This window comes from Pseudoalteromonas sp. A25, from assembly GCF_009176705.1.
Classification (GTDB): Bacteria; Pseudomonadota; Gammaproteobacteria; order Enterobacterales; family Alteromonadaceae; genus Pseudoalteromonas.
Map to the genome: position 1 here is coordinate 2,887,578 of NZ_AP021846.1, position 13,168 is coordinate 2,900,745.

The 13,168-nt window shown below is 43.2% G+C and carries 13 protein-coding genes; 1 reads left to right on the forward strand and 12 read right to left on the reverse strand.

Annotated features, from left to right (window positions below):
* Window positions 1-4: 4 nt before the first annotated feature.
* Entirely contained in the window at window positions 5-304 is a 300-nt protein-coding gene (locus GDK41_RS12465; RefSeq protein WP_152086704.1) for a DUF962 domain-containing protein, read from the forward strand.
* On the opposite strand, the gene GDK41_RS12470 is transcribed toward GDK41_RS12465, so the two are convergent.
* From GDK41_RS12470 to thrB, 12 genes are all read right to left on the reverse strand, one after another.
* Complete coding sequence (locus GDK41_RS12470) at window positions 301-3,390, reverse strand: diguanylate cyclase domain-containing protein (RefSeq protein ID WP_442960212.1); 3,090 nt, start codon at window positions 3,388-3,390, stop codon at window positions 301-303. The genes GDK41_RS12465 and GDK41_RS12470 overlap by 4 nt on opposite strands.
* A gap of 34 nt (window positions 3,391-3,424) precedes the next feature.
* Complete coding sequence (locus tag GDK41_RS12475) at window positions 3,425-3,910, reverse strand: phosphatidylglycerophosphatase A family protein (protein ID WP_152086706.1); 486 nt, start codon at window positions 3,908-3,910, stop codon at window positions 3,425-3,427.
* 8 nt (window positions 3,911-3,918) lie between these two features.
* Entirely contained in the window at window positions 3,919-4,881 is a 963-nt protein-coding gene (thiL, locus tag GDK41_RS12480; protein ID WP_152086707.1) for a thiamine-phosphate kinase, read from the reverse strand.
* Between the two features lie 43 nt (window positions 4,882-4,924).
* Entirely contained in the window at window positions 4,925-5,335 is a 411-nt protein-coding gene (gene nusB, locus GDK41_RS12485; RefSeq protein ID WP_152086708.1) for a transcription antitermination factor NusB, read from the reverse strand.
* An 11-nt stretch (window positions 5,336-5,346) separates the two neighbouring features.
* On the reverse strand, window positions 5,347-5,811 hold the full coding sequence (gene ribH / locus GDK41_RS12490) for a 6,7-dimethyl-8-ribityllumazine synthase (RefSeq protein ID WP_152086709.1): 465 nt from the start codon (window positions 5,809-5,811) through the stop codon (window positions 5,347-5,349).
* Window positions 5,812-5,970: 159 nt separating this feature from the next.
* A complete protein-coding gene (gene ribBA / locus GDK41_RS12495; protein WP_152086710.1) occupies window positions 5,971-7,083 on the reverse strand; it encodes a bifunctional 3,4-dihydroxy-2-butanone-4-phosphate synthase/GTP cyclohydrolase II in 1,113 nt (370 codons plus the stop codon).
* Window positions 7,084-7,114: 31 nt separating this feature from the next.
* Entirely contained in the window at window positions 7,115-7,771 is a 657-nt protein-coding gene (locus tag GDK41_RS12500) for a riboflavin synthase (RefSeq protein ID WP_152086711.1), read from the reverse strand.
* Window positions 7,772-7,784: 13 nt separating this feature from the next.
* Complete coding sequence (ribD, locus tag GDK41_RS12505; RefSeq protein ID WP_152086712.1) at window positions 7,785-8,891, reverse strand: bifunctional diaminohydroxyphosphoribosylaminopyrimidine deaminase/5-amino-6-(5-phosphoribosylamino)uracil reductase RibD; 1,107 nt, start codon at window positions 8,889-8,891, stop codon at window positions 7,785-7,787.
* 2 nt (window positions 8,892-8,893) lie between these two features.
* On the reverse strand, window positions 8,894-9,343 hold the full coding sequence (gene nrdR / locus GDK41_RS12510) for a transcriptional regulator NrdR (protein WP_152086713.1): 450 nt from the start codon (window positions 9,341-9,343) through the stop codon (window positions 8,894-8,896).
* Window positions 9,344-9,428: 85 nt separating this feature from the next.
* Window positions 9,429-10,685 carry a serine hydroxymethyltransferase gene (gene glyA / locus GDK41_RS12515; protein ID WP_152086714.1) on the reverse strand — a complete coding sequence of 419 codons (1,257 nt, stop codon included), beginning with the start codon at window positions 10,683-10,685 and terminating at the stop codon, window positions 9,429-9,431.
* Window positions 10,686-10,925: 240 nt separating this feature from the next.
* Window positions 10,926-12,209 (reverse strand): threonine synthase, encoded by a 1,284-nt coding sequence (thrC, locus tag GDK41_RS12520; protein ID WP_152086715.1) that lies wholly within the window; start codon window positions 12,207-12,209, stop codon window positions 10,926-10,928.
* A complete protein-coding gene (gene thrB / locus GDK41_RS12525) occupies window positions 12,209-13,153 on the reverse strand; it encodes a homoserine kinase (RefSeq protein WP_152086716.1) in 945 nt (314 codons plus the stop codon). Before thrB ends, thrC begins: the two co-directional genes overlap by 1 nt.
* Window positions 13,154-13,168 lie beyond the last annotated feature (15 nt).

A 13,168-nucleotide genomic window follows, 5' to 3' on the forward strand; every position in this document is an offset into this window, starting at 1 on the left:
TGCTATGGCACAACAATTTAAAACCTTTGCCGAGTTTTACCCTTTTTATTTAGAACAACATCAACACCCTTGGTGCAGAGCGTGCCATTATCTGGGCAGCACATTGGTTTTGGTCAACCTATTTGCGGCTCTTTTTTGGCATAGCTTGAGCTTCATTATCTTAATGCCAATATGTGGCTACGGTTTTGCTTGGATTGGGCACTTTGTGTTCGAGCGCAACCGCCCTGCCACCTTTTCTCACCCTCTTTACTCATTAACAGCAGATTGGGTGATGTATTTTCGCTGGCTAGTTGGTAAAGATTAGCGCATCCAAACTTTTACCTCAGCCAACCCATTGCTTTGCAAGACTTCGAGCTGAGACTCTATATTACTGCTTTGTTCAAATTCAAATGCGTCAAGTTGATCATCAAACACGATAGTTGCAGCACCATCTCCCCCTCTTTGCTTTACTTGGTGTAACGCGATATCTGCTAAGTTAACAGATGCTTCCCAGCCTATCACTTGCCCTCCTAGCAACGGTAAGGGATATAAAGACCAGCCCATAGACACACTAAGCGCAAGGGGTTTGCCATTGGGTAGTTTAAAATCAAACTCGGCCACTGCTTTACATAACTCTCTGGCATAGCTTTCAACATCGTCACGCTTAAAGTCTCTTAACAGCAGCAAAAACTCATCACCACTCCAGCGCGCCACATAATCGGAGCCTTGGGTACGAGTATTCAGTAACGCCGCCATTTGCTGTAAACAACTGTCACCACCAAGCGGACCATAAGCATCATTTACTTTACTGAACTTGTCGATATTTAAAATCATCAACACAAGGCTTTTATTTTGCTGCTGTAATGATTGTGCGTTACGTTGAAAGTGCTCAACGTCTTTAGGCAGCTGATCGAATAAAAAGCGACGACTTCTCAGTCCTGTCAGCTCGTCAGTATGGCTGACGAGTTTGAGCTGTGTATTTACCTGATTAAGCTTTTCATTCGCTTTTCTAAGCTCTGTGGTACGCTCTGCAACTAAATCTTCCAAAGCTTGGTGCTTACGTCGCTCTTGAGCTCTAAATACCCAAAAAATCAGATAGAACAAGAAAGCAAAGCCACATGTGATCAACAGCCTGAAGTACATCGTTTCGTCAAATCTTCTCGGAATGAAGATGTTGATTTGTTTTGCTGTTGCCGCTTGCCAGTCTTGTCCCCTTCTTTTAGCTTGCAACTCAAAAGTATACTCACCTGGAGACAAGTTAGTATAAATAGCATCCTGACGCCTTTGTGTTTCTCGCCAGTCCGCATTGGTTGCACCATTACTTAGTAGCCTATACCTAAATTCAACACTCTGCGGGGCATAAAAATCTATCGCGGTATACTGTACCGTTAGATCTCGCTCACCGGTATTTAGCAATATTTTATTGTTCAGCTCTTCGCCTGATAGCCTGCGCTCGGGCGTAAATAAGGCCTCAAGTTTCAATGCCAGCTCTTCTGAACCAAACAACTGCATATTTTTAGGTATTTTCACAATCCCTTGAGAGCTGGGATACCAAATTGCCTCTTGCGTTTCCATCACGGCATCATGACCAAACCCTGAACAACAACGACTTGCTTTACCATCGAGTTGTCGATCAAACTGACTTATTACCTGATCAACTTTCAAGTTTGTGATTGGTCCTTTAAATTGGGCCACCGGCATTCGATATACGCCTTTTTTAGTGCCAACCCACACTTGCTGAAGTTGCTTATCATAGTGTAAAGAGGTGATGGAACCATATGGTAGGCCATTAGATGCATCTAACTGATACCATTGACCTTCGGGGGTAAGATAGAAAAGCCCGTCACTCCATGAGCCAATCAACGTGGCCACATCTTGGATATGAAAAATGCTGGTAATATAGGCACTCTCTAAAGACGTCTGCCCACCTAACTTTTCAATACCACGGTCGTTATAGCGATAAGCGCCTTTATTAGTGCCAATAAAGCCAAAATTAGGAAAATCAACAACAAAAGTGACAAACTGACTCCCTAAAAACGTGTTGTAGCTAAACGGTGTTAACTCCGAGTACTCTAATCGATACAATCCACGACCTGTACCAAACCACACGCCACCTTCATTTGAAGGACTAATAGAGAACACGGGATTTTGGCGTAGCTCTCGATATGGCAAGCTGCGCAAATTGCCCTGCTCGTAGACAAGTACACCCCGGTCCGTGCCCATCAGTAGCGTCTCACCTTGGAACTCTAAATCATTTACAGTCAGACGCTCCAAACTATTGATATCAATGACTTTTTGATATTGACCATTGGTATCCAAGGTGCCAATACCATAGCGATTCGCAACCCAGATCTGCCCGGTGGGCGAGCGTGTAATGGCTGTGATCCCTTGATTTGCATCGTTACCGACCGAGTAACGCTCCACCTTTCCAGCATGCGCAAACCATAGTCCTTCATTTAAGCTAGCTAACCAAATATTATTTTCACTGTCCTTAAAAATATCTGAAAACCAAACACTTTGCTCCGATTGCACAGGCCGAACTGATTGCCACGGTTCTCGACCTTCTTTAAACATTAAGTTATTGGACGTAGACACCCACAAGCCGCCCTCGCCATCACTCATGAATTTATAGACCGCAGTGTTACCTATCGCGTCATAGCGACGAAGTACTTCATCAATATCAAGAAAGTAGGCACCTAGTTCTGTAGCTAAGAATAGCCGACCATCAATCCAGGCCAAGTCATGCAAAATAGTTTGCGCCAATTGCTGAGGCAAAGATAGGCGACTAGATAATTCCAACCTAAAGGTATTTTCAGTCGAAGCGCTGGCTGGTTTAATCTTTAATAAATGCCTTTCATTTACTAGCCAAATACCATCATTGGCTAATGCCATTTTAGACACAGCGCCCACTATCTGGTTAATTTTAACAGACGACAATTTGCGTGGTTGCACCGCGCTGCTAGCAAGCGACAAGCTATGATGAGAAATATAGTGCAGGCCATTCGCAGCGACCCAAATACTACCTTGGTTATCTTCAATGATATCTCTCACAGGCCCTGAGATATTCAATGATTCAACAGCAAATGTTTGAGGGTTTAAGCGGTGCACGCCGCGACGAGTTCCTACCCACAGCATGCCATCTTTACCAACAAGTAATTTGTGGATAGCATTAGAGCGCAGAAAGTCTGTATTCTGAGTTGTTAGGTTAGTGAACTTTTGGCCATCGAAACGGCTCAGCCCAAACTGAGTCGCCAGCCAAATATAACCTTGCTTATCTTGTGTAATACTTTTGATAGACTGTGAAGGTAGGCCATTTTGTAAATTCCATTGCTTGACAACATAGTCATTGATAGACGCGTTTGTTGTATGCGCCATAAAGCTGATGACCACAAAAAGTATGAGCCTGAACAATCTATCCATAGTTGACACTATTTTCTGCCTAATATCAGAGTGTTAATACACCAGTTTTAAACAAAGCCTGCAAACAAATCAATGAAAAAATACCTGCAAGGACATCATCCGCCATAATACCAAATCCGCCATGCAAGCGCTTATCGAGCATTTTTATCGGTCCAGGCTTTACAATATCAAAAAAGCGAAATAATAAAAAACCTACGATCAAAGACTGCCAGCTTAAAGCCGCACCAATCATGGTAATATAAAATCCTGCTACTTCATCCCATACAATAGCTGGATGATCGTGCACTTGTACATCTCTTGCGGTCTGTCCACACACCCACAAACCAAAAATACTGATCACAAACGCAAACACTAATTGTAACCACAGCGGAAAAGTCGCCGTTATAAAAATAAAAGGTAAAGCCGCGAAGGTACCCATGGTACCCGGTGCGATAGGAGATAACCCAAGTCCAAACCCTAAACCAAAAAATTGATGTGGGCGTTTAAGGTCAAATTTATACTGCTTAGCCAAATTAACTCCTAGCTAAAGTGTTCAAAGCCAGCCTCTGGAAATGGCCATGCTTGATGGTTGTAAAATAGCTCTATGCAACCATCATTGTTAACTATTTGCCCAATACACACGGGCTCTACCCCATATTGATTGAGCTTTGTTTCAAGCATACTCTTATTGTCATCACTAACAGTAAAGAGCAACTCATAATCATCGCCATAGGCTAATGCCAACTTCAAGCGAAGCTCAACATCGCTCAAACTGTTTAATGCATCAGAAGTTGGCACTTTATCAGCATGAATAACGGCCCCCACGCTAGATTGTTTAAGAATATGCGAAAGATCAGCCAGCAAACCATCTGAAATATCGATAGCCGACGTAGCAACCCCTCTTAATACTTGCCCTGCAGCTACTCTGGGTGATGGAAAGTGAAAACGCTCATTCGCATTTTTAAGATGCTCTGCGTCAATAGACCAACCTTGCTTGCGTGTCTCAATAGCTAACCCTGAATCGCCTAACGGGCCGGTGACATAAATCCAATCACCATTTTTAGCGCCCGAGCGCGTTAACGCCTTGCCATTGGGTACGATGCCTTTGGCACATACTGTGATTGTGAGTGGCCCTTGAGTTGTGTCACCACCAATAATTTGTACATTGTAGTACTCAGCAATTTCGTGCATTCCATCGGTGAATTCTTCCAACCATTGCGTATCAATATTCGGCAATGTAAGACCTATGGATATCCATGCGGGCTCAGCGCCCATCGCCGCCAAGTCACTTAAATTGACAGCAATAATACGATGCCCCAAAGCGCGAGGTGGTATATCGGCAAAAAAATGAACGCCTTCAACTAATGTATCTGTGGTAATAGCCAATTGACAATTTTCAGGTACATTTACTAAAGCACAATCATCCCCGATCCCAAGGTCGACATCTCTGCGCGAAATGCCGCGACCGGTAAAATAACGATTTATGAGTTCAAATTCCTTCATACACAAAAAAGCCGGCCAACGCCGGCTCTCCTTATCTTTAGCCTTACTTTCGCAACTCTTTTACGGCTTTGTCCAAGACACCATTAACAAATTTATGGCTATCTTCAGCACCAAAAATCTTGGCAAGCTCAATCCCTTCGTTGATCGCAACCTTATAAGGTACGTCTTCTCTAAATTTAAGCTCGTATGCACTTAATCGTAACACCGCTCTTTCAACTTCATCTAAATCATCAAACGGTCTCGATAGATGTGGCTTTACAATTTCGTCAAGTTGTTTTTGGTTAACGGCAACGCCGCGCGCCAAATCTTTAAAATACTCAACGTCTACTTTAGATACATCGTTTTCGATCAACATTTGCTGTTCAATATCAGCGATTGGGTTAGCGCTTAGTTGCCATGAGTAAACGGCTTGCAAGGCCAATATACGTGCTTTACGTCTTGCTGCTGGTTTCACAGAGGATCCTCTTAAATTTGCTCTAGCACGTTTACCATTTCTAAGGCACCAAGTGCAGCTTCGCCGCCCTTATTGCCCATTTTGGTACCCGCACGTTCAATGGCTTGCTCAATACTTTCAGTGGTCAGTACGCCAAATGCAACTGGAATATCATAATCCATAGATACATTTGCCAACCCTTTATTTGATTCATTAGCAACTAAATCAAAATGCGGTGTTCCACCACGAATGATCACACCTAATGCAATGATGGCATCAAACTGCTTTTTCATCGCAATGCGCTTAGCTGCTAAAGGTAACTCAACTGCACCAGGTACGTATACCACAGTGATATCTTCATCACTTACACCACCGGTACGCTTTAACTCATCCACAGCACCTTCTAGCAGGCTTTTACCAATAAAGTCGTTAAAACGAGAAATAACAATGGCAAATTTTTTGCCCGGTGCATATTTGTTACCTTCAATAATGTTCATTAGATGATCCTAATCTTATAAATACCAATGCTGAAGCATGTACCGAAAACTTCGGTAAAGCAATTGCCAAATTGGGGCGCATAATAGCACAAATTTACCCATCCCCAAACAACTAAAAACGGGCCTGTATTAGGCCCGTATTTTCGTTACCATTGAGTACTATCTTGGCTCAACATAATCAGTTACTTCGAGATGGAATCCCGATAATGCGTGGTACTTTTTAGGCATACTCATCAAACGCATTTTTTGAATGCCTAAATCGGCAAGAATTTGTGAACCGACCCCCACTGTACGAGAGGTCCCTTGAAACTTACGAACATTTACTTGTTCGCCTTGGTCTTGAGCCGCAAACGCCTTAACCATCGCCTCTATTTCATGACTTTGCTCTTGTTTACCCAGTACCACCAACACGCCATTATTTTCACTAATATACTGCATCGCACTGTGTAAACTCCAACTTCTGTCGGCACCGCGATCTGATAACAAAATGTCATTAAACGTACTTTGCAGGTGCACTCGCACTAACGTGGTATCACCGGGCTTTACTTCGCCTTTTAGTAGTGCGTAATGGAGTTGACTGTCAATAGTATCTTTATACGTCACTAGATCAAACTCACCATACTCTGTTGGCAGCTTACACTGAGCCACTTTTTCAATGGTTGTTTCGTTTAAATTTCGATACTCAATTAAATCAGCAATAGTGCCAATTTTAATACCGTGCTCTTTGGCGAACACTTCTAACTGCGGACGACGCGCCATGGTGCCATCGGGGTTTAAGATTTCAACAATGACCGACGACGGCTCAAGACCCGCCAAACGAGCAAGGTCACAGCCCGCTTCAGTATGACCCGCTCGAGTCAATACACCACCCGGTTGCGCCATAATTGGGAAAATATGTCCGGGTTGAACAATATCACTGGGTACAGCCCCTTTTGCAACTGCAGCTTGAACAGTACGCGCTCTATCTGCAGCTGAAATACCGGTCGTTACCCCTTTGGCGGCTTCAATTGACATTGTAAAGTTAGTAGAAAACTGTGCACCGTTGTTGCGCACCATCAGTGGCAAATCTAATTGTTGGCAGCGCTCTTGAGTCATTGTTAAACAAATTAAGCCTCGACCATACGTTGCCATAAAGTTAATCGCATCTGCCGAAATATGCTCGGCAGCGATAATTAAATCACCTTCATTTTCACGGTCTTCATCATCCATCAAGATAACCATTTTACCGGCTTTAATGTCATCAATGATTTCTTGTGCGCTGTTCAAATTCATAATCTACCTATCTAATTAAGGTTTATTGGGGTTATTTTATAAAGCCCGCTTTGGCTAACAAACTGGCTGTGAGAGTAGACTCGCTAGCCTGAGGTTGCGCTCCTAGCACTAAGCGCTCTAAATAACGGGCGATCTGATCGACTTCTAAATTTACCTGACTACCAACTTTAAAATCGGCAATCGTGGTCTCTTGTGCTGTATGAGGCACAATGGTTAATTTAAATTGCTGCTGCTTCACTTCATTCACAGTCAGGCTAATACCATCAACAGCAACAGACCCTTTATGGGGTATATACTTCATCAGCTCAGCTGGCGCTTCGAGCCAATATTCGGTCGCTCGCGCATTGGCCTCTACGGCAACAACAGTAGCAATACCATCCACATGCCCCGACACTAAATGCCCACCTAAACGAGAAATGGGTTGCAAAGCTTTCTCTAAATTAACTTTCTGACCTTGTTTATAGTGAGAAAACTGAGTGAGCTTTATGGTTTCGTTTGATAAATCAGCTCTAAAGCCATCTTTAAACTTCTCTACCACTGTTAAGCAAACCCCGTTTGTCGCAATGCTATCTCCAAGGTTAACATCACTCATATCTAAGTTGTCGCTACTGACACGCACGATAAGGTCGCCTTGTGACGGTGTTAACTCGCTAAGAGTTCCTGTTGCTTCAATAATACCTGTAAACATATTGCCTCTTTAATTAGCGGGTTCTGGCCGTAATACGAATATCATCGCCTATTTGGCAAACATCCAAAAACTCTAACTGAGTAAGCTCATCCATTGCGGTGATTTCCGGTAAGCTAAATAAACTTTTGCCATCGCAGCCAATTAATTTTGGTGCTAAATATACCACATATTCATCAATTAATTTTTGCTGTGTAAACACCCCCGCTAAGGTGGCACCCGACTCCAGCCAAACGTGATTGACACCCCGCTGCGCTAATTGCTCTAAAGCTGCACGACAAGATATTTTTTGCTGTTGTGACTTTATCTCAATTTGTTCTACGTAATGAGGCCATTGCTGTTGATTATCAAGGCGTGTGCGTAAAATTAAAATGGGGGCGTCTATTTGAAATAGTGCCAGATCGGGCGTTAACCTATTTTGTGAATCGATGATCACTCTAAGTGGCTGTCTTACACTTTGACCTTCGGGTAATTCAATCTCTAACTCGTCCAGTCGCACGTTAAGCTTGGCGTCATCCGTAATAACCGTATCGGCACCACTTAGTATCGCACAGCTTTGCGCTCTAAAAATTTGTACGTCTTTGCGTGCATCAGCACCTGTGATCCATTTACTTTGACCGTTTTTCAGCGCTGTTTTACCATCTAAGCTGGCTGCCAATTTACAGGTAACAAAAGGTAAGCCTTGCTCCATACGCTTTAAAAAGCCCTTATTTAAGGCTCTTGCTTGCTCTTGCATTAAACCTGAAGCGGTTTCAATACCCGCATTTTCTAGCATTGCTAAGCCTCTACCCGCCACTTGAGGATTAGGGTCAACCATCGCGGCCACCACACGAGTCACGCCAGCTTTAATCAAACCTTCGGCGCAAGGCGGGGTGCGACCGTAGTGACTACATGGCTCTAATGTCACATAAGCGGTTGCGCCTTTTGCGTTTATACCAGCTTGTTTTAAAGCATTAACTTCCGCATGCCCTTCCCCTGCACGTTGATGATAACCTTGCCCTACTATCTGGTCATTTTTAACAATCACACAACCAACATTTGGGTTGGGTGTCGTTGTAAAACGCCCTTTTGCCGCAAGCTCAATGGCCAACGTCATGTAACGGCGATCATCGCTTGTAAACATGCTTAGTCACCCAGTCTTGCTATTTCTTCACCAAACTCGCGAATATCCTCAAAAGAGCGATATACCGATGCAAACCGCACATAGGCCACTTTATCAAGCTTCTTCAGTGCTTCCATAATGCATTCACCAATGAGATGGCTAGACACTTCTCGCTCACCAGTGGCTCGAATTTTTGATTTTATTTCGTGGATCACTTCATCAATTTGCTCGGTACTAACTGGGCGCTTTTCTAAGGCTCTTGCCAATCCGTTTATCAACTTATCTTCATTAAATGGTTCACGAGAACCATCTTGTTTGATCACCCGAGGCATCACCAGTTCAGCACCTTCAAATGTCGTAAAGCGCTCATGGCATTCGATACACTCTCGGCGTCTTCGTACTTGGTGGCCAGAGCTCACTAAGCGAGAGTCTATTACTTTGGTATCTTTAGCAGTACAAAAAGGACAGTGCATATATGTTTCACTTTAGAAATCTGACAAAAAAGGCCGCTAAATAGCGGCCTATATCATAACAAAAAATGCTGTTTTGTGCGTAGAATTATGCGTAAACCGGTAATTTAGCGCAAATTGCTTTCACTTTTTCTTTAACCTGAGCTTGTACAGATTCATCATTGATGTTGTCTAATACATCACAGATCCAACCTGCTAACTCTTTTGACTCTGCTTCTTTGAAACCACGGCGAGTGATCGCTGGAGAGCCAATACGCAGACCAGAGGTTACAAACGGCGAACGTGGATCATTTGGCACTGAGTTTTTGTTCACTGTGATATTCGCACGACCCAGCGCTGCATCTGCATCTTTACCTGTGATGTCTTTATCAATTAAATCTAGTAAGAATAAGTGGTTATCTGTTTTACCAGATACAACTTTGTAACCACGCTCTTGCAGTACAGATACCATTGCTTGTGCATTAGCAACAACTTGCTTTTGGTAAGCTACAAACTCAGGCTGCAGTGCTTCTTTAAATGCTACCGCTTTTGCAGCAATTACATGACATAAAGGACCACCTTGGCCACCTGGGAATACCGCACTGTTTAACTTTTTGTAAATATCTTCATCATTACAAGCTGAAATGATCAAACCACCACGAGGACCCGCTAACGTTTTGTGTGTCGTCGTGGTCACAACGTGTGCGTGAGGAACTGGGTTTGGATAAATGCCTGCAGCAACAAGACCTGCCACGTGAGCCATATCAACAAGTAAGTATGCACCTACTTTGTCAGCAATTTCACGGAACTTAGCCCAGTCAACAATGCCAGAATAAGCAGAGAAACCGCCAATGATCATTTTAGGCTTGTGCTCAAGTGCTAGCGCTTCAACTTGTGCATAGTCAATCTCACCCGTTTCTTCATTTAAACCGTACTGGATCGCATTGTACGTTTTACCTGAAAAGTTTACGTGTGAACCGTGAGTAAGGTGACCACCGTGCGCTAAGCTCATGCCTAATACTGTATCATGTGGCTGAAGTAGTGCTTGGAAAACCGCAGCATTTGCTTGAGAACCAGCATGCGGCTGAACGTTAGCATAGTTTGAGCCAAACAGCTCATTTGCACGGTCGATTGCTAGTTGCTCAACGACATCTACGTATTCACAACCACCGTAATAACGCTTACCAGGATAACCTTCAGCGTATTTGTTTGTTAACTGAGACCCCTGTGCCTCTAGAACACGTGGACTACAATAGTTTTCAGACGCGATAAGCTCGATATGTTCTTCTTGGCGCGTTGTTTCTTGCGCAATCGCTTTCGCTAATTCAGGGTCAAAATCTGCAATATTCATGTTACGTTCTAACATGGGGTCTCCTAGGTGCACGTATGGTATTAAAAGCCGTATTGTACGCTCAAACGCGTTTGATGCCTATGATCTTGGCATGAGCATATTTAAACAGGGATTGAATTTATTTCACAGTATTAAAAGAATGATATTTTTTTATTTAAACATTAATTTAATTAATGTTTTTTGTAGTAAGAATTAAGTATTTTTATGTTTAAGACAGACCGCCCTTTGCAAAGAGCGGTCTAGCATGACGGTTAATTACAGCAATTTAGCAAAAATTGCAGCCTTAAGCCTATCGTAATCCGCTGTCATCGGCTGTGCCAAACAATCTTTATTCAAGGCTTGTTGCAATACTTCTGGCATGTCAATTTGCTGCCCGAGTACTTGTTCTACTGACTCTTTAAATTTTGCAGGGTGCGCTGTCGCTAGAAATATACCTGTACTGTTTGCTGTCTTATCTAATGTCAGCCCTTCATAAGCAATGGCAGTATGCGGCTCGGCGATATATCCACGTGCCGCAACCTCTCGCATCACTTCCTGAGTGCGTTGCTCATCGACACAACGTGAATAAAATTCATGTTTGTCAAATTGACCACTGTCTAACATGCTTTGAACACGAGGCCAATTATTAGGTTTACTCACATCCATTGCATTTGATAACGACTCAATGGTCTCATTTGGTGACCACTCACCTGACGCGATATAACGTGGAACTGTATCATTTTGGTTAGTTGTAGCCGAGAGTTTTCTGACTGGTAAACCAATGACTGACGCTATCATTGCAGCACACACATTACCGAAATTACCGCTTGGCACCGAAATATGCACATCACTACGCTGCTCCTTTGGCAGCTGCGCTAGTGCTTCAAAGTAATAACAAACCTGAGCAAGCAACCTGCTGATATTAATTGAGTTTGCTGAGTTTAAACCCAGCTTTTGTTTTACTTCATCATCTAAAAATGCTTGCTTAACTAAACTTTGACAGTCATCGAAGCTTCCTTCAACGGCATAACAATGAATATTACCACCGAGCGTAGTGAATAGCTTTTGCTGCGCCAGTGAGATTTTGCCTTCTGGATATAAGATAACCACGTCAACATTCGGTTTATTGTAAAACGCATGCGCAACTGCGGCACCGGTGTCGCCACTGGTTGCGGTTAAAATGGTGACACGCTCACCTTCATTGAACAGACCAATACACTCGGCCATAAAACGACCGCCAAAATCTTTAAACGCTAAAGTAGGGCCATGAAATAGTTCTAAACAGAAATTTGTATCATCAACTTGTGCCAGTTCAACAGGAAAGTTAAACGCACGAGTGACCATTTCAGTCAATGTATCTTTAGGTAATTCGTCACCAATTAAGTGAGCGAGTATTTGTGCGCTACGCTCAACAAAAGGTAAATCTAATAACGCTTGCACATCGTCTAAACGCGTTAGATCTGTTGGAAAAAACACCCCTTGATTACGCCCTAGCCCTGTTTTAACAGCTTCTGTAAACGATACTTTTTGATGTTCATCTTTTAAGTTAACCAATTGCATTACAAATTTACTCCTTGAGAAATAGCACGAGTGCCTAAGTTATCGAGTTTACAGATATGGCTAAAGCCATGTTCATTAATATAATTTTTTTCAAGCCATTGCTGGCATTGCTGCGCTTCATCTAATGTTTTACAAATAGCAAATAAGGTTGGCCCTGCACCTGAAATACTCACTAATTGAGCACCATACTCAGGTAAAGCCACTTTGGCATCGCTAAAACCAGTAATTAAAGACTGCCGATATGGTTCAGCCAAATCATCTTGCATCAATGCAAGTGCTTCATCAAAACGCCCACTTTGCAGCAAAATACAGTAACTAGATAAACGCTGTGCAAATTCTACCGCATCATGCGTAGACATGTTCTGCGGTAATACGCCTCTGGCCTTTGCGGTATTAAGAGCAAAGCCTGGGTAGGCAGCCACATAGTACCACTGCTCATCAACGGGCAAAGCAAGTGCTTTGTTAGGTACTAAATCGGCAGTTAACTGCAAGCCTCCCAAGTAGCACGGCGTAATATTGTCATAATGACGAGCACCGCTGACTTTACCTTCAAAGTCAGCCATCAATTCGATCATCTGAGACTGAGACAGCTGAGTGTCTGCATATTTGTCTAAAGCAACAAATGTGGCAACTACGGAACAAGCACTAGAGCCAAGCCCCGAACCTATTGGCAGACGCTTTTCCAACGTCAGCAGGGCTGCAGGCATGCTTGGTGCGACATGCTCTCTGAAATGCAATAAACACTGGAAAGATAAATTCTCCTGCGCGTCGCTTGGTAGTTTAGCAGCATACGGACCCACACATTGAAATGTATCTTGCTCAGCGTGTTCAATATGAACAACATCGCCTAGCAAAGTGCCATCAATGGGCGCAAGAGCTGCGCCTAATGAATCAAAACCAACACAAAAGTTACCAATCGAAGCAGGTGCATAAATCGAAATCATCAAAAGCTCCCTTCC